The organism is Candidatus Stoquefichus sp. SB1 (assembly GCF_001244545.1).
In the GTDB taxonomy this organism is placed as follows: Bacteria; Bacillota_I; Bacilli_A; order Erysipelotrichales; family Coprobacillaceae; genus Stoquefichus.
The window spans coordinates 597,724-617,328 of sequence record NZ_LN852696.1 but is presented as its reverse complement, the minus strand read 5'-3'; the positions used below and the strand labels follow the sequence as shown (position 1 = coordinate 617,328).

The window sequence follows — 19,605 nt, the reverse complement described above, 5'->3', positions numbered from 1 at the left end:
TATGTTTTCACCTCGTAATATCAGTATACATGAAGATGAAATGATGATTTCACTTTTTTCATGATATGAAATGCATTTTCAAAATGAGAAATAAAAAGAAAAGTGCCCACTAGGCACTAATCTGATAAGTCTTCACCATTGGTAGCGATAACTTTCTTATACCAGTCAAATGATTTTTTCTTACTTCTTGAAAAATCACCTTCATGAGCATTATTATAATTCACATAGATAAAACCATAACGTTTATCATATTCACCAGTTGATGCTGACACAATATCAATTGGTGACCACATTGTATAACCTAATAAATCAACACCATCATAATCAACAGCATCCTTGATTGCTTGAATATGTGATCTTAAATAATCAATACGATATTGATCATTAACTGTTCCATCTGCTTCTTTTTTATCAAATGCACCAAAACCATTTTCAACAATCATCATAGGAAGTTCAAAACGATCATAGAACCAGTTTAAAGCCCAACGTAATCCTAATGGATCAATTTGCCAACCCCAGTCAGATGCTTTCAAATAAGTATTTCTGACAAAGTCTTCTGGTATGTAATCAAATGTTTTTTCATTATGACCATGATATTCAGTTGCAAAAGACATGTAGTAAGAAAAACCAATATAATCTACTTTTCCAGCTGCCAATGCAACTTTATCTTCTTCAGTAATGAAATCATAACCTTTTCTTTCAAATTTACGTAAGATATGTTGAGGATAATGACCTCTTGCATGAACTTCTACATACCAATATTTTTGATGCATAGCCCCTAAAGCATTCATTACATCTTCTGGTTTTGGTGAAGCTGGATAAACAGCATTCATCCCAATCATACAACCTACTTGTAAATCAGGGTTAATATCATGAGCAGCTTTCACAGCTAAAGCGGAAGCAACCAATTCATAATGAGCTGATAGATACATTAAATATTCAGCATCATCACCTTCTTTTAATAGCACGGCTCCTTCTTGAATTAAGTTATGTTGATTGACATCTGCCTGATTATTAATTTCATTAAAAGTCATCCAATATTTGACTTTATGCTGATATCTTTCAAAGCAGACTTTCGCAAATTTAACAAACATATCAATGGCAGAACGATTTGTAAAACCACCATATTCTTTTGCTAAAGCCCAAGGCATTTCAAAATGTGATAATGTAATGACAGGTTCAATTCCATATTTATGACATTCGTCAAATAAATCATCATAGAATTTTAAACCTTCCTCATTTGGTTTGTCTTCATCACCTCTTGGAAAAATTCTTGTCCATGCGATTGAAGTTCTAAAACATTTAAATCCCATTTCTGCAAATAATTTGACATCTTCTTTATAATGGTGATAAAAATCCACTCCTACATGATTAGGATAATCTTCTCCTGGAAGAACTCCATCAGTTAAGCGACGTGGTGCTCCAGTCACATTATCTCCTGCTGTTTCTACATCAGTACAGCTGACACCTTTGCCACCTTCCTGCCAAGCTCCTTCGGCCTGATGCGCAGCAATCGCTCCTCCCCATAAAAAATCTTCTCTTAATGCCATATTTTTTCCTCCTTTACTTATGTTTATATTATACTACGAAAAATATAATCTTGCCTTATCTTTTTTTGTATTTTTAACCATTTCATACAATCAAATTTTATCTTTATCACATATCCAGCATTAAAAAAACATTCATCTATAAACAACAAAAAAGATAATTTCTTATCCATTATCTTTCGTCTGTTTCTTGAATGACTCATCATTCTTATCTATTCACATTTTAAGATTCTTTTATCTGAATATCTTTAAACTTTTATCTTATCTCCCATCATCATTCCATCCTGATAAACAACGACTCTATTTCTTCCTTCACTTTTTGCTTTATATAAAGCAATATCTGCCTGCGTAATCCATTTATCATAGGGAAGTGAAGCGTACCTCTCATCAACCAAAATCAATCCAGCACTTATTGTCACATAATGATAATCTATCTGTTCATTGGGAATCTTTAAATCAAATATAGCATGATTAATCTGTTCACATAATGTTATCATTTCATTTTTTGTTCCATGATACATCAATCCAACAAATTCCTCACCGCCATAACGATAAAACTTCATATCATTAATCAGTCCAATTTGATTAAAGCATTTTCCAATTTCGCGTAAGCATTTATCACCGGCAACATGACCATAAGTATCATTAAATATTTTAAAGTTATCAATATCAATCATAATAATACCAATCAACTGATTTAACTTATCTAAGTCTTTATATTCACTTAAATCTGTGAATAACTTACGACGACTTAGTGTCTGGGTTAAAGAATCGATATTTTCACGTATCATATCAAGTCTACGCATTTCAAGATTTTCAATTCGGATTTTTCGTAATGAACTTCCAAAAGACAAACCTAAAAAAGTAAACATGCAAACATTAATCAATTCATCAGCAAATAAACCTCCAACCTTATAATAGAAAACAATGAGCAGATAAAATATACCCAAAAAGATTTCAACAAAGCAGGCACGCCAGCTTGCATCAATTCCAATAATTGGCATGGCAAAAAGACAAGCCAAAATAAAAACAGATATATAATCTGGTGCCATAATTGCACTGGAATATGTTGCATAACTTACAGCAATAGTATACGCAAAATACAGAAAGTAAATAGAAGGAATCTGGAAATTCACTTTATGAACAAAAAGGTCAAAGCAACTCATTGTTAAAATCAGCACGATATAAATTTCATGATAATCTTTATAACTTTCAACAAACAAAGAGAGGGTAAACAAAACAATAAAACACATAACAGCAACCAACAAAGTTCTATATAACATTCTTTGATTCAATTTTTCTATTTCTTGTGCATTGTCTTTTAACATAGCCTTTTCTTTGAAATGATAGTCTATCAGATTACAAATATATGACATAATGAGTCGCTCCTTCTTAAATTATTCTTTTATTATACAAAAAGAACTATAACAAAAGGATAACAAATCCTCTTATTATAGTTATTTATTTTTAATCATATCCCATCCAACGAGTTGATATCCCATTTGTTGATATTCTAATTGAAATGCCTGAGAATTAACCAGATAACTATCTTTCATACGCTGAAGATTAAGACTGCTTAACTCCATGATATCTTGATCAACAAAACCAATGTGGCAAGGCATCTCAATGAAATCAGCAGTCAAATAATCAATGAGTTTTCCTTGTGTATCTATAAAGAAGCTCTGATTTAAAGCATATTCATATGGATAATCAGCATAATCTCTTTCTAAACGCATGGGTAATTGATATTTTTCAAAAAGATGTTTTACTAAAGCCGGATAATATTGATAAAAATCATAACGATGATGATAATTGATATGATTAGGTTTTTGACCAGTCAATTTTTCAAAAAGTTGGATTTGATTATCAAATTCACGTATCAATTCATCTTCTTGAGCACGATTTTGAAACCACCAATCTGATTGATGAAAATATCCATGTTCATTAATTAAGGAAGGAACATCACATGGAGCAGATACTGGTTTTCCAAGTGTTATATTGACATGAATACCAACACAATTTATTTGATATCTTTTTATGATTTCAACCGCTTCTAATGTTTGAGGTGCATTCACCATTAAACTGATAGATGAAATAGAGTGATGAAGATAGGCATGTAAAATGCCATAATTAATTCCTGATGTCAAACCAAAATCATCAGCATTAAGAATTAGTCTTTTAGACATTGATATCAGCCTTTTGATTTTCAGTCATCTGTTCTTTTTCAACCAGTGTTTTGTCATACATTTTATAAAATGGTAAGAACAAGATAACCCCTAGTGGAATTGCTAATGCTTGCCATAAAGCAACCATCCAATTTCCTTGAACCAATCCATAAAGAACAACTGGAACCTGCATAGAAACTTGTGCCCCAGATAATGGTGTCACAATGCCACTGACAAAACCAAAATAGAAAAACAAATTTGTCACAATTGGAACTAATAGAACTGTTGGAATAAACATATATGGATTTAAAACATTTGGTACACCGAAGACAATTGGTTCACCAATATTGAAAATAGCAGCAGGTGTTGCAATCTTTCCAATCTGTTTTAACTGTTTAGACTTACAGAAAAACAACATAATAATACAACAGCAAATTGTTGATTGACCAACAACGGTCATCAAACTCATACCAATTGGATTGGTTGTTTCGCCAGCCAATCTTGCCATATCTATTCCTAGGAAAATAGGCATCATAACTCCCATAACAACATTGAAACCATGAATTCCAAACCACCATAAAAGTTGAATCAAAACAGTTGCAATCAAATATCCCCAAATAGATCCACCTAATGCTGTTAAAGGGATTTGTAAATAATGATAAATCAATTCATGAATATTACCAAATGATGTCATACTAAATGCATAAGCAATAATGCCACATACCCCAGCACAAATAAAGCCAGGAATTAATGAAGCAAATGATTGTTCAACATAAGGTGGCACACCTTCAGGCATATGAAATGTCCAACCCTTTTTCTCAAATAAGCAATAAACCTTAGCAACGACAATGGCAACGATCATCGCAACAAATAAGCCTTTACATCCTAACCAACCAAAACTATAAGCCAAATCACCTTCAGCAAACAACGCCCCAGCAACATCTGTTGCATAAGGTGTTAAAACCAAGAAACAGATAAGTGAAATAATTCCAGAAGACAGAGCATCACATTTTTCATTTTGTGCATAACTATATGCGACTGCAAAAGCAGCATACAAAGCAAACAACCCCATCGTAACATTATAAGGAATTAAAATATAATTTCCTATACCTGAACTTGCTAACCAATCTGTCCAGGCTGTAACTGGAAAATTGGCAATTAAATAAAACAATGAACTTAAAATCGTTACTGGCAATATTCTCATAAATCCTTTTGATATTCCCTGTAATGATTTGTTACGTGATACCCATGATGAAATAGGCATCAAAAACTTCTCTAATACATTTGTTAAAGTTTCCATTTCTTTCCCTCTCTCTTTATATTTTCCTTTTTATATTTAAATTTGGAATTCATTCCAATTTAAACCAAATTTTTTTACCAACAACAGTTGGTATTACTCAAAGCACTTTTCAATAAATGCATAAACTTTTTGTAAATTCTCCGGTGTACTAAATAATGGATCACCATGATTAGCACCTTCGATAATTTCATAAATAATCTTTTCTTCACCACAAATTTCTTTTGCCTTTTTAACAAATTCTAATGATTGTTGATAAGGAACCACTTCATCTACTCTTCCATGTTGAATCAACATTGGACAAACATCAGCATGTAAATAAGTTTCTGGATTGGCTTTTTGAACCAAATCATCTGATCTCACAATTGGTACTCCTATAAATGATGATTCTGGAGAATCATCAGCATCATGATCAGGATAGTGTTTTAATAACCCAGATTCTTTCAATTGATGGTCCATATTCTTAAAGTTAACTGGTGGAAACCAAGCAACTAACCCTTGAATCTTGGTATTTGTTTTTGAAGAATACTCATCATCAAATTGATCAAAACAATCAATGAGTCCAGACATAAGTGTAAAATAACCACCCGCACTTCCTCCCCAAACAACAATTTTTTCTTTATCAAAGTGATAGTCATTTGCATGATCTTTGATAAAGCGAATGGCTTGTTTGATATCTTTAACTGGCTCTGGAAATTGTGCCTCTTGACTCAATCGATAATTCACACCAACAACTGCATACCCTTTATCAAGTCCATGCAACATATCCAGAATCATTTCTTCATCACGTTTATCACATTTCTTAAATGCTCCACCATGAATAGAAACAATCACTGGAAACGGACCTTCTCCTGCTGGTAAAAAAATATCCATTAAGCAAGTTTGGGATGCTGGACTGTATTGAACATCAAAATAACCACTATAGTTCTTAACATCAATCTTTTTTCTTTCTTTCATCTTCTCACCTCACACCTACAGTATAATACACCAAATTCCATAAATCAAGTTATTTTTGGAATTTATTCCATTTTATTTTAAAAAAAGAAATTCAAACAAAAAAAGCAAAAATAATATATGCAAATTGCAAATAAAAATCAGTGTTTAAATTTGCTTTGTGCTATAATATTGTCATGGAATAATCATAACGGTAGGTGGTTATGCTTTGGTCGAAAGATCAGAGATCGGAAACTCTGTTGATATAGATATCTCTTTTGAGAAATTTGAAACAACGGAGGTGGTGAAACATGAGCGATTATGAGATTTTATCTTTAATGATAGCTATCATCGCAATCATTGTGAAACTACTCCTTGAAATTATAAAGGAAAACAAAAAATAACTACCACTGTCCTCGGAAAACTTTGGTAGTTATTTAAAAGGCAAAATCCAAGGCATAACCGTCTATCGATTATTCCTTTCACTTATATTATAACCAATAAATCAGAAAAAACAACTCTTTTTACACAAAAAGAATGCTATTTGCAATTTTATCCTTGCATGTATGAATATCCCAATACAATGAAAATTGTCAAAATCTCTTAAAGTTTATTTTTTACCTTCTCTATAACATAATATTTCAAAAATATATTTTTTCCTACAAATAAGTTTTATAAAATACATACTGGGAATAAAATTATCTGAAGAAAACCAAATTGATAATATATTTCATATAGATTATTAACATTATATTATAACAGCAAGAATCTAAGGAAAATATTTATTCATTTTGGATTTGGATATCAAATTATAGAAGAAACTAGAAAGCAAATTATTTATCCACTACCTTCAATACAGAACTAAAATTATTTTTACTAAAAACCATTAATTATAAGTATTTACATAGCACTTCATTTTCAGTTAAAAACTACGAATTATTAATTCTTTCCTCCCATAGATGTTTTATAGCGTTAGCTGATGCCGTTTTATCTATATCTGTATTAGAATCTGATTCTCGTGCATAAATAAAATTAGCTCTAACATCAACCTTACCCTTTCTATAATTTTCAATTAGAAAATAAGGCCTTTTAGTAGTATGTTTAATTATTAGAACATCAATCTCATGATTTTTATATATAAAGGTATGCAAATTAAATAATGGTATATTATTTTCAAAAAAATTAGCTGTTTTAAGAACCGAATTGAAATAAGTAGAATCTTTTCTTCCATTGTCATGCTCTACACCAATCACTCTACACGTTTTATCTTCGACGCCCATAATAATATATGAATCTCTATCTGCAATATTATTGGCCATACATAAAATATCGTGCAATAAATACGCAGTATTTTCATAATGTTTCAACTTGAAATCCCAATAAATTCCCTCTGACTGTTTTTCTATTAACTCTATACATTCTTTTGATATATCACTAGTTCTTTCTACCAATCTTTTGTTTACTGTTTTTAACAAATCTGATAAATAAACAGTATTTATTTTACTAATATATTTTTCTATAAACAAATCAATATATGGCTTATTTAATATATGAGCTGATAAAGGAGGTAATTCTTTAGATAAAGGCAAGTTTTCTAAATTTTTTTTACTGATTCTTTGTATCACTGTCCTCCCACTTAAATTAGATAAGTAATCAGATATTTCTTTCGTTTCTAAATAAAGAAACAGGACCTCTGAGCAAATATTTTTTGGTCTTATAACTAGAATACTCCTTGCTGTCTTTGATAACACAAAGTTTTCATTATTTTTTTCATAAAATAAAAACTTTCTTCCACCTGGACATATAATTATATCCCCATATTTTAAAACTATACCATAATCGTATTGCCTTGAGAAATTGTTTTTAATTGGATATTTTAAATCACTATATTTCAAAAAAAGTCCTTCCGATTTTTCACAATCACAACTAGTATATATATCAGCAATATCCTTAAGCAAATTTCTTTCTTCCCCAATCATATCTGAAAACAAATTAATATAATTATATATATTAAGATTATAGTCATTTCCTTTATTTCTTCATAACTAGCTAAATAAGCATATTTGTCAAAACATCTTCTTTTAGTATAAGTATCTACAATTTTTTGAATACAATTCTCTGTTAAAACATTTCTATTTTTAACCTTTTTGAACTCTCTAGAAGCATCTATAAATAATACATCTTTAAGTTTTGTATTCTTTTTTAAAACCAATATTGTTGTGGCTGTTGCAGTATTATAAAAAATTCTGTCTGGCATAGATATTACTGCATATATTGCCCCCTTATCCAATAGTTTTTTTCTAATTTTATGTTCTACACCACCTCTTGTTAAGACACCATAAGGTACAATTATTGCCATTGTGCCTGTCTCTTTAAGATAATACAAGCCATGCAAAATAAAAGCAAAATCTGCGTTTGATTTAGGAGCAAGACATTCATATGTTGAAAATCTTGGATCTTGTAAAAATTGTTTTTCTGGTGTCCATTTCATTGAAAATGGTGGATTCATTAATACGACATCAAACTTCAATGAGTTCTCAACGCTACTAGGCCAGTTTTCATTTAATGATGTTGTCATGTGTAGATTGACCTTATTCATAGGTATACCATGAAGTATCATATTAATTCGTGCAATATCATAAACAGTTGAATCATTATATTCTTGTCCATAATAGCAAAGATTATGAGTATTACCTATATGTTTGAAGATACTAAACAATAATATTCCTGAACCCAACGAACCATCATAAACAAAAACGTTTTTTTCATTTTCTTTCCCAATCATCGATATTCGTACCATCATATCTGATACTTCAGATGGAGTATAAAATTGACGTTGTATTGTTTGAGAATTATATAGAAACATATGTATTAAATATTCAAATGCATCACCCAAAAAGTTGGAATCTCGTTCTAAAACAATCATCGTTGAAAGTTCTCTTATGATATCACAAATTGCTTCATGAACTCTTTTTGAAATACTTTCAACTTTAGAGTTATATAATTCAATACTCTTAATAACAATTTCAAAAAATTCATTCGATTTTTATTTTTTTTAATCCACATAGTAGTTTAATCAGTGCAAAATTTGAAGAATTTAAATTTTTTACAAAATAAATAAATGTTAAATCGGGTTCTATATAGAATGACAATTCTTTTTTCATATCAGCAATAAGCACTTTAGCTACATCGTTATTTTTGAAATTTTCTTCATAAGTTTTCTGTATTTCTTCCAAATTATTTATTGGCATTTCAAAATAATTGCCAACATAGCAAATCACAGTATCAGATAAATATTTATAAAATAGTAGTCCCATTAAAAAATCACGAATTTCATTTCTATCCATCTCAGTAAGCAATACTTCTGTTTTTTCCCATAATAATCTAAATATATTGTATCCTTTGTTTCCGTGTGCTTCAACCATTTTATTACTCCTTACTTACTATCAGATTTTTTAAGTATATTGAAATAAATCTCTATATTATTTAGCTTAATTAAACCATAGATCACCTTAATTACACTCTTTTATTTTTTATTTAGTATATTAACAAACTCTTTCAATTCATTTTTGGCTTCTTCTGTTGTACCTGTTAACTCATTTAATAATTGAAACAATTCATCTGTTGATCTTTTAATATCTGCATCTAATTCTTTCAATTCCTTAGCTATTTTTGGCAGCGGTATAATCTTTTCTTCTTCAAATGTATCAACATAACGTGGAATATTCAAATTATAATCATTTTCTCTAATCTCTTCTAAAGTAGCTACATGAGCATATTTATCTTCATCAATACGTTTTTTATATGTGTTAACAATTTTGTCAATATTATCTCCAGTAAGTTTGTTTTGATTTTTTCCTTTTTTAAAATCTTTAGAAGCATCTATAAAAAGAATATCTTTTCTTTTTCCTCGAGCTTCACGCCCTTTAAAAACCAATATACATGTTGGAATACTAGTTCCATAGAAAAGATTCGCAGGCAATCCAATAACAGCATCTAATAGATTTTCGTTTATGATATTTTTTCGTATTTTACCTTCTGATGCTCCTCTAAATAAAACACCATGTGGCAATACAATAGCCATTGTTCCAGTTTTTTCTAAATGATAAAGTCCATGTAAAACAAATGCATAATCTGCTTTTGATGCAGGTGCAACACCAAATCCTTTAAAACGCGTATCTTTTTCACGATCAACATTCTTTATGTCCCATTTTTGTGAATATGGTGGATTAGCAACCACTGCATCAAACTTGCGAGGAATTTGAATTCCTTTTTTTTCAGCAAATGGCCAATCAGCATCTAATGTATTTGCACGTCTTAATTCCATATTTTTATAGTTAACACCATGCATCATTAAATTCATTCGTGCCAAATTATATGTGGTTGTATTTAATTCTTGACCAAAAAAATCAACACTCCCCTCTTCATTCCCATATGGTAATTCTTTTTGAACTGTTAAAAGCAAAGAACCTGATCCCATTGTAGGATCATATACTCTAAATTGATCATCATTTTTTTTCACATTGATAGTAACAAGCCTTGCTAAGATTTGACTCACTTCATGTGGTGTATAAAACTCCCCACCCTTTTTCCCAGCACTTGCAGCAAATTGACCTATTAAATATTCATAAACATCACCCAAAATATCATGCCCTGATTCATCTTTAAAATTAAATTCATTAATCATGAGTACAATATCATTAAGTGCTTTTGCACGTTCATTAGTATTTAAACCAAGACGCGTATCACCAAGATTAACATCTGAAAAAACATCAGCAAAATCAGATGCAGCAATAGGATTACGTCTAGCATTCGTATTAAATGAATCAAACATGTCTTGGAAATCACTAGCTTTTATTTTATGTGTTTCAATTTTTGATACAATTTTGTCCCATGTATACTCTGGAGCAATTGCATATCCAATTCCTCTAGAGCATTCTTCAAGATACTGTTCTTTTTCTTCTCTATCTATTACATTATAAAAATCTTCCAAATGATTATCTAGCAGATGTTTATGTTGATTTTCTGATAAATAACGATAAAACATAAATGGTAAAATATAGTTTTTATATTCACTTGCATCCATAGTTCCACGCAGTTTGTTTGCCATCTCCCAAAGTTTTTTTGTTATATCTTGTGCTTTACTCATATATGCTGTCTCCTTTTTCATATAGTTCATTATATATTCTAACAACGTTAATGAATATACTATTTTTTCACATTTTCAGTCTTATAAATATTATATCCCTCATAATAATAACTTGCATCAATACCTTTCATATATACTTCACGGTCATTAATTTTATCAGTTAATGCTTTCTTTAATAAAACTTTAATTTCCACATCTTTAATCGGACTTCTCTCCATTGCCAATAAGTAATCTTCTTTATTAACTTCATTCCAATCAATAACACATTTTAGTTCTTCTTTCAAAATACAATCTAACCATATTCTTGTACTTCGACCGTTACCTTCACGAAAAGGATGAGCCACATTCATCTCTACATATTTTTCAATAATCTCATCAAAATCAGATTGTGGCATTTTATCAATATTTTTTAATGCTGCATCTAAATACATTACTGGCGCAAAACGAAATCCACCTTTAGCAATATTCACGTCTCTCATTTTTCCAGCAAAATCATAAATATCACTAAAAAGATAATGATGTATTTCTGCTAATCCCTTAAAAGTACCTACTTCAAAAGTATCAAGCAACCCATTTTCAAATAGTTCTACCGCTTTTGTCTTACTAATATGTTCTTCTTTGCGTGCAAGTTCAGCTGAATTATTGATACCAAGTTTATTTTCTAACATTTTATATATATTCCTTTCTTTTATATAAACATTTTTTTGAGCATAGATTTTTTCATATCCTGCAATTTTTTTAACTTTTGTTGATGAAGGGCGATAAGTCTATCTAAACTTCTGAAAAATAAACCAATTATTTCTTGTTCACGATCCTCAGGAAAATTAATTAAGATGTTTTCAATCTCATTTTTATTTATTTTTTTAGGGAAGGCAATATGCAAAGTACGTTTCCAAATTTCATTTTGTACAGTGGATGAATGAATAGAAAATTCTAAAAAATATGGGTTCAAATCTTTCTTTTTCAACAACGCAAGACTTACATAATAAGCAACAGACTCATTTGAAGCAACAACTTTAGCAGTGCCTACATTACCTATACGAGTCATTAATACATCACCTTTTACTGGCCTAATCTTAAAATCTCTTTCAAATGCCTCTTTAGAAATATATTTTTCAGATTTTAATGTTTCAATATTTTCTACTGACAGGAACATAACTCCATTAGTTTTATAGTCTGGAGTTTGGTGTGTTCCATCATAAACATTGACCAATTTTCCTAAACGTTCTTGTTTCCAAGCATCAGTAAAATCATAAAATCGCAGTTTAGGAATATTTTCTCCATCTTTTGGAAACATTTTATTTAATAACATCTTCTTCGCTTTTTTCAAAAGTTTTATTTTACGCTGATGAAGAGTGATAAGGTAATCTAATTCTAAAAACGTATTTGCTAGTAGTTCTTGTTCTCCTAAATCACTTGGAATTATTATCTCTACTGCTGATAATGATTTTTGACTCACTCCTTTTGCAGTTCCACCACTTGATAGGGCTGTCAAAGCAACAATAACATTAGGAGAACGTAGGATAGTTGCAAGAAAATTTTCCGTAATTAAATCTTCTTTTACACTAAAAGCAATAGTTCTTTGACTTAGAATATATTGCCTATTATCAGGCACTTGAGCCACATTTCCCATCGGGGCTTCAGTTGTAAATAGCACCTGTCCTTTATGCAATTCATTTCCTGTCATCCATTTATCATATAATTCTTGATTTCCATAATGGACATCCTGCATAAAGTCAATATATCCATCTTTTACATTCAATGCCGAAAGAGCCAAATAACCACTTTCACTCCAATCCATACCAAGTTTTTTAGGAGTACGACCTCTAAAATCTGTAATCTTTTCTATGCAATCAAGGAGCTTACGCTGTTCCCATGTGATAGTATATTTTCTAAATCTAATTTGAGGCTCTTTTTTTTCACTGTTACTCATTCCAATCCTCCTTTTGGAGTATACATCTTATCATGATACTACTCTCCACTCTTGATTTGATCAGCCATGGCATAAAATGCTTTGCGTAACTCAATACGATATTTTACCCATGATAATTTTGCGATATTTTTAGCTGCAATTTCTTCATAATCATTTCTAGCATCATTCATAATTGCAGTTAATTCCCCCTGTTTATCTAAATCCTCTTGTCCAAATCTATGCTTTCCAATCAATTTTTCTAATTCTTTAGGTTTTATACTATTATCCAATCCCCAAGTACGAATGAAACTCGTAATCAATTGTCTAACAGTATCATTTCGTGCACGATCCATTGCCTGATTCATTTTCTCAACATTACGTGGTGCAGGATAGTCATCAAATACAAATTCCTTTGAATAAATTTGAGACACAAAATTACGTATCTTAGATTTTTCTTTTTCATTATCTGATTTTGCAATTTCAATATGAATTTCTTCACGTGTATTTTTTGCTTGCTTCATATTATTATCATGAACTTCATCAGCCATTTTTGCAATTAAATCAACTAAATAATCATAATTAATTGTGACCTCATGAATATGTATCATCGAAAGATTAATCTGTGAAATATCAATATCTTCTCTTTTTGCTCGTCGTTCTTTAAGTTCTCCAGCAATAACAGTTGTCAACATTACTTCCTGTTCTTCTGTAATCCCCAAAAGATTGTAAAACTCCTCTGGATTATCATACGCTGAAACCGGATTTCCATCATCATCTTGAGTATACTGTTTTAATTGACTTAGCAATCGATTGTATTCTTTCAGGTTTTCATAAACTTCATCTTGTGCTTTTTCACTTGGAGGCAATTGCACAAATTCATCTGTTAATGTTGAAAGTTTCTGTATGACTTCCTGAATTTCTGATTGAACTTTACTAAATGATTTTGATATGATTCCAAATTTTTCATTGTCTACTTTTAACTCTTCAAGTGTTAATTGTTCATCTGCAGAAGCACGATTTGAATATACTGCAAAAGCTTTGTTCATTTCATATTCATTTTGCTGAGGCCAACGATAATTAACAATATTACCAAATGGTTTATCATCAGAATGATGTATACGATTTGTACGTGAATATGCCTGAATTAAGTTGCCTCCCTTTAAAGTACGATCAATATAAAGCGTATTTAATTCTGGTGCATCAAATCCTGTTAAAAGTTGATCAACAACAATAACCAAATCCAAATAGTTACCATCATCTACCGTCTTATTAAGACGTCGGATCAAGTCATCAGTATATTGCTTAACTGTTTTCATATCAAATTTTGTGCCAAACAATTCATTATATGCTATAATTGCTCTATGTAAGTTTTGATTTGTTTTTAATTGATGATCACTATTAGATGTATCAGTTGAAAAACTAACTGCTACTTTTAACTGTTCTTCTATTGGTCTTTTGGCATTTAAAACCGCAAACTCATCAAAGTACTCCATCGCTCTTGGAGTAGAAGCTTTATTTCCACCCACATGGACTGTAAAAAGAGCATTATACTTTTTATTATTAGAACGTTCTTTCCAATTATCAAATATATCTTTAGCTACTAATTTAACATGTTCAGGACTGAAATCATATACACTTCCTCGAATAGTATCATCTATATCATCTTCTGTAGATGTTTCTGGTGCTTCAATTGTTTCCTTAAACTCTACATTAAACCCTAGAACATTCTTATCTGCTATAGCCTCCTTGATTGTGTATGCATGCAATATATCACCAAATATCTCACGGGTTGCAGGGAACTTTGGTGTTCCTGTATACCCAACCCAAGCAGAATTAGGAATAGCATTACGGATACTTTCAAGCATACCCTCATTATCTGTTCCATCACCAGTTGATCGATGCGCTTCATCAACTATAAATAAAATTCTTTCACTTAATGGTTTAAAACTATTCTTTCCCACATAGCGAGACATTTTCTGTATACTTGTTACAATAATATTTTTATCACTTTTCCTTATCAGTTTACGATGAAGGTCTGATATATTTGCAGTATCACTTACCACCCCTGAATTTCCTTCAAAACCTGCCACAGGATCATATGCTTGATACGCATAAGCAGTCTGACGAGTTAAAGCAATACGATCCACTAAAAATACAACTTTATCTACATTAGACAAACGACTTGCAAGCCACGCAGTTTTAAAACTCGTAATCGTCTTACCAGATCCAGTCGTATGCCAAACATATCCTAATCTTCCATCATCATATTGAAAGTCAAATTGACGCACTTTATCAAGGACTCGTTTTGTCGCATAAACTTGATAAGGTCTCATAACTTTGATACTTTCTTTATTCTTAGTTCCATCTAAAACCATGTAACGCGTTGCTAAATCATGTGCCATAGGAATCGAAAGAACATTATCTGCAAATGTTTTCCATGAACGTACTGGATGAGCATCTTCTTCATTTTGCCAATTAAATGCAAAAGCTCGATTAAAATCTTCTAATTTTGTATTTGCCATATAACGAATATCATATGGTGTCATTGCAACAAGAATTTGTAAAGTTGAAAAAATTCCACTATACTGCTTTTCAGCAATATATTGTTCCATTTGATTAAAAGATTCTGTAGTACTATGAAGTGCTTTTTTTAACTCAATTTGAATAATTGGTAACCCATTAATAAGTAATGTTATATCAAAACGACAATCCTTTTTACCATCTAGAATTTTAGGGCGGAAAATTTGATTAACTATTTGATAAACAGTGTTTCCTCCACCCACTTGAGCTTGGTCAAAAACGGTCAAAAAAACATGTTTTCCATTGTCAAGATCAATTTCTATTTCAGATACACCATTAACTCCGTATAAAAACTGTCCAGCATGATATGGTGTATCAATACTTGAAATAATTTTTTTAACTTGAGCAAATTCAGTTACTGATAAAGGATAATCTAATCTCATTTGATTGTTTTGTTCTAAAATCAATTTAAAATTATTCCAAAGTTGTTCTGTTGTCTTAATATTCTTTTTATACTCCCATTGTTTTACTCCACCAATTTTTGTAAGATAATCTATAACTTCACTTTCAAACTCTAATTCTGATTTGCTTTTATAATTACTCATATTCTCACTTCCCTTTTAAATTATCATCAAGTATCGTTTTTGTGAATTGTTCTATTAAAGTTGCATATTTTCCTAATTTATTCTGTAATTTTATTATCTCACTATAGATTGTACCAATTTTCTTTTGCTCGCTTATTGAGACAACAGGAATAACCAATTCATTTAAAGCTTTAATTGGAATTCTAGCTATAGTACTTCCTTGAAGTTCTCGTTCTTTTTGTCGCTTAACTTCATCATAACAATTGAACAAATAAATAAAATATTGTTTATCTAAATTATTATTCTTAAATTCTACTTTCGTAAAATTAAGTGTAGGAACTTTTCCAGCATTATTTTTACCTATCATCGTAGCTAGCTGCATAGAATTACTTATAACAACATCTCCTTGCTTTAAAGCGTGATCGGCATAAAATAAAATATTATTCTCATCAGTTTCATCATAATTCAGATCTCTTTCAAAAGAAGTCTGATCATAATATTCTATATCCTGTAAATCAAACTGTTTTTCAACACGTGTAGAATTAACTCCAGGAATAAATGTTACAAATTCGCTCAATTTTCTTTCCAACAAAATTATCTCCTCCCAATCTTAAAATATAATTTAATGAAATATTTGTATATTTCCTTTCTTCATCATTATAGTCGTCCAATCATATTATGTCAATATTTTTTGTAATATTAAAATATTTCGAAAAATATTTATTTTTAAATTTTATAAATTTAATATGTATAAAGGAATTAGTACACATCAGCCCCATCATTCCTTTTATTCATTTTTTACACATCTTAAAAACTCTAATTTTCATTTTACTAGTATTTTATCAAACACCAATTATAAGTAAAGTTCCCTAAATGTCTAAGCAATTAAAAAAACACTACTTAATAAACCTACAATCATAAAACAAAAAATATAATGTATATACGAAAGTATTCCACCCCAAGAGTGTCCCAGCAATCAGATTAAGAATTTTCATTTACCATAAGTTTTGGATAGAGCTTCATAAAACACTCATCGACAATCATCAAATCTTTATTTATTCTTTTTTAAAGATTGTACATCTTTTTTATTATTATATTTCTTATCAGAATTGCAAACAAGAGAAACTACTTGATAAATATATGAGATATTATTCTAAGTTTGGATATTAATGTTTTTTAAAGAACCTGGCAATTTTCTATTTCATTATAATTGTTTTAAAAAATTGATAATACCGTTATGAATTCATCATAACGGTATTCTTTACTTTTCTTGAAATGAGTACCATTTATTGTTTGGATTGATTCTGACGACTTTTCCAAACATTTGCCAAAATGTCTTTAAGAACTAGCATTGCATCTAATTCATTCAATTGATATTCTCGTCGTAATTCATCTAACATCTGACTTATACCATGAGCATAATAGGGAATATTGACTTGATTTTGATAATGAAGCAAAATAGGATATTTCTTTCCCCACGCTTTTGTCCAATCAATTTTTGCTTCTGTTTCCTCACTGGTTTTTTCAATAATCTCTTGAATGTCTTTGATATCAACATCAAAATCAATGAGTTCATCTAATGACATGTTATAAAGAACTGCCATTTTCTTCGACTGACGGATATCTGGAAGTGTTTCATTCGTTTCCCATTTGGATATTGTCTGTCTACTCACTCCTAGTTTTTCTGCGACTGTTTCTTGAGAAAGTCCACATCTTTTTCTCGCATGAAATAAACTATTTCCTAGATTCATTGTTATTTCCTCCTTATTTTTTATATTCTATATTATATCGTTTCATAAGGATAAACTCTACCAATGGCAATTGTCAAAAATGCTCATTTCTTTAACATAATCAATTGAAATGCTTATTTTTTTAGAATTCTCTTCAATGCAGCAGTATCCAACAAGAGATTCACTGTTTCAAATTTTCCTTTATAGAATACACCCCAATTATTAAAAACACATGGCAATTCTTTTGCTTTTTGTAATGTATCAACTTGAATCAAAGATACTGAAACACTGTTTGTTTCACAATATTCTTTAATAATTTCTATGTTTTTATAGATAAAAGGACATTGCATATCATAATAAATTGTTAATTCTTGACGATCAATCACACCATTCTTCGCATTCTGGGTAAATTGTGGCAATGTTCCATCCAATGAAAGAGCAAGTAATTCATATCCATAATCAGTTGTATCTACAACTTTAAATCCAAATTTTTTAGCAAAAGCTTGATCTGTAAGCCAATGTTTTTGTTTATTTGATGCCAACATACAAATTCCAGATTTCCCTTTTGCTTTGGCATCTGTCAAACAATACTCCATTAACTCTTTGCCATAGCCTTGTCCCTTATAATTTCCAGAAACCCATAAGCAATATACATAATAATAATTATCTCCAACAATAGGAACCCACGCTGTTTCAAGTGGTGCATACTCAATAAAAACTGTTGCTTTTTCATTGAGTTTTCTAAAAACATGTCCTTCTTTTAATCGTTCAGATAACCATTGTTTTTTTGCTTCTATTCCTGGATGAATTTTTTTACTACGAATAATACAACATAGATGTTCATCAGCAAGATTCTCTGTTGTTAAATTAATAAAATCATGATTCATATAAGTCTCCTTTTCATCTTTAATCATTATTGATAAATAATTCAAATTTAACGATAACCATAGATACAATATAATCCATCTTTTTCTTCATAGAAAATATGATATCTTTTTAAGATAGATTCAAATATCTCACTCCCATCAATAACTTCTGGTTCAACCAATCTCCCACGATATTTTAAATAACGAGGACGAACATGAATCCATTCAATCTGAAAATAATACTCTTGAGGTGGAAATGCACTACTCCAATCACCACAATAATCAACATCACCGTCATCAAGATAATGACAAAACGTATTCTCTTCGGTGAGATATTTTATATCAAATGGTGGAGGAAATGGCATTTCTTGTTTGATTGCTGTAACTAACTCATTCCATTTCGTATTATTCATATAACTACATAAATGACGTTCACTGATAATGCGTTGAACTTTTTCCTTTAAACATTTTGGCATTCTTTATCACCCATACTCTTCTCTACTTATTATCATTATTCTTTCACTCAATGAGAATTTAACTCTCTATCTATATCACATTCTATTTGTTGACTTGTTTGCTTTAATGATTCTAGCCAATTATGAAAAACTTCTAAGGTTATTAACTCTTCATTTTGATATATATCAATTTCTGCTCCTGCCTGACTGAGCTCATTTATCATATTGTCAAAAAGTTCTTTTTTATCAATTCCATTAATATCTTCTACAACATCATAATACTCTAAATCAAATGCTATCACAAAATCATTGTCTTCTATCCTCTTTTTTATAGTCCCAACAGATAGAGAACTATCAAACTTTCTCATAATTTTAATGTATTTAATAATTGAATGATCATTTTTTATTTTTAATTGTATCAAATCCATTTCTATAGTACTCCTTAAT

General features: G+C 30.2%; 17 protein-coding genes. All 17 read right to left on the bottom strand.

What is annotated here, in order from left to right:
- Positions 1–116 precede the first annotated feature (116 nt).
- The 17 genes from BN1865_RS15445 to BN1865_RS15360 all read right to left on the bottom strand — a co-directional run bounded on the left by BN1865_RS15445 (position 117) and on the right by BN1865_RS15360 (position 19,586).
- Positions 117–1,550: a 6-phospho-beta-glucosidase gene (locus BN1865_RS15445; RefSeq protein WP_050638154.1), complete on the bottom strand. Its 1,434-nt coding sequence runs from the start codon at positions 1,548–1,550 to the stop codon at positions 117–119.
- 245 nt (positions 1,551–1,795) lie between these two features.
- Positions 1,796–2,923, bottom strand: a complete 1,128-nt coding sequence (locus tag BN1865_RS15440) for a GGDEF domain-containing protein (RefSeq protein WP_050638153.1) — start codon at positions 2,921–2,923, stop codon at positions 1,796–1,798.
- Between the two features lie 81 nt (positions 2,924–3,004).
- Positions 3,005–3,733 carry a ChbG/HpnK family deacetylase gene (locus BN1865_RS15435; protein ID WP_050638152.1) on the bottom strand — a complete coding sequence of 243 codons (729 nt, stop codon included), beginning with the start codon at positions 3,731–3,733 and terminating at the stop codon, positions 3,005–3,007.
- On the bottom strand, positions 3,726–5,012 hold the full coding sequence (locus BN1865_RS15430; RefSeq protein ID WP_050638151.1) for a PTS sugar transporter subunit IIC: 1,287 nt from the start codon (positions 5,010–5,012) through the stop codon (positions 3,726–3,728). The genes BN1865_RS15435 and BN1865_RS15430 overlap by 8 nt, the downstream gene beginning before the upstream one ends.
- 93 nt (positions 5,013–5,105) lie before the next feature.
- Positions 5,106–5,966, bottom strand: a complete 861-nt coding sequence (locus BN1865_RS15425; protein ID WP_050638150.1) for an alpha/beta hydrolase — start codon at positions 5,964–5,966, stop codon at positions 5,106–5,108.
- A 905-nt stretch (positions 5,967–6,871) separates the two neighbouring features.
- Complete coding sequence (locus tag BN1865_RS15420) at positions 6,872–7,921, bottom strand: restriction endonuclease subunit S domain-containing protein (RefSeq protein WP_198527294.1); 1,050 nt, start codon at positions 7,919–7,921, stop codon at positions 6,872–6,874.
- Entirely contained in the window at positions 7,918–8,952 is a 1,035-nt protein-coding gene (locus tag BN1865_RS15415; RefSeq protein WP_304438557.1) for a type I restriction-modification system subunit M, read from the bottom strand. Before BN1865_RS15415 ends, BN1865_RS15420 begins: the two co-directional genes overlap by 4 nt.
- A 25-nt stretch (positions 8,953–8,977) precedes the next feature.
- A complete protein-coding gene (locus tag BN1865_RS15410; RefSeq protein ID WP_050638147.1) occupies positions 8,978–9,367 on the bottom strand; it encodes a type I restriction-modification system subunit M N-terminal domain-containing protein in 390 nt (129 codons plus the stop codon).
- 101 nt (positions 9,368–9,468) lie between these two features.
- Entirely contained in the window at positions 9,469–11,091 is a 1,623-nt protein-coding gene (locus BN1865_RS15405; RefSeq protein WP_050638146.1) for a type I restriction-modification system subunit M, read from the bottom strand.
- Positions 11,092–11,150: 59 nt separating this feature from the next.
- A complete protein-coding gene (gene fic, locus BN1865_RS15400; protein ID WP_050638145.1) occupies positions 11,151–11,759 on the bottom strand; it encodes a protein adenylyltransferase Fic in 609 nt (202 codons plus the stop codon).
- Positions 11,760–11,779: 20 nt separating this feature from the next.
- Complete coding sequence (locus BN1865_RS18110; RefSeq protein ID WP_082190011.1) at positions 11,780–13,024, bottom strand: restriction endonuclease subunit S; 1,245 nt, start codon at positions 13,022–13,024, stop codon at positions 11,780–11,782.
- A gap of 38 nt (positions 13,025–13,062) precedes the next feature.
- A complete protein-coding gene (locus BN1865_RS15385) occupies positions 13,063–16,128 on the bottom strand; it encodes a type I restriction endonuclease subunit R (RefSeq protein WP_050638144.1) in 3,066 nt (1,021 codons plus the stop codon).
- A 4-nt stretch (positions 16,129–16,132) separates the two neighbouring features.
- Complete coding sequence (locus BN1865_RS15380) at positions 16,133–16,696, bottom strand: restriction endonuclease subunit S (protein WP_232780417.1); 564 nt, start codon at positions 16,694–16,696, stop codon at positions 16,133–16,135.
- A 697-nt stretch (positions 16,697–17,393) separates the two neighbouring features.
- Positions 17,394–17,858, bottom strand: a complete 465-nt coding sequence (locus tag BN1865_RS15375; RefSeq protein WP_050638142.1) for a helix-turn-helix transcriptional regulator — start codon at positions 17,856–17,858, stop codon at positions 17,394–17,396.
- Between the two features lie 113 nt (positions 17,859–17,971).
- Positions 17,972–18,724, bottom strand: a complete 753-nt coding sequence (locus tag BN1865_RS15370; RefSeq protein WP_050638141.1) for a GNAT family N-acetyltransferase — start codon at positions 18,722–18,724, stop codon at positions 17,972–17,974.
- Positions 18,725–18,771: 47 nt separating this feature from the next.
- On the bottom strand, positions 18,772–19,179 hold the full coding sequence (locus BN1865_RS15365) for a DUF6678 family protein (RefSeq protein ID WP_050638140.1): 408 nt from the start codon (positions 19,177–19,179) through the stop codon (positions 18,772–18,774).
- Between the two features lie 47 nt (positions 19,180–19,226).
- On the bottom strand, positions 19,227–19,586 hold the full coding sequence (locus BN1865_RS15360) for a hypothetical protein (RefSeq protein ID WP_050638139.1): 360 nt from the start codon (positions 19,584–19,586) through the stop codon (positions 19,227–19,229).
- Positions 19,587–19,605: the final 19 nt, after the last annotated feature.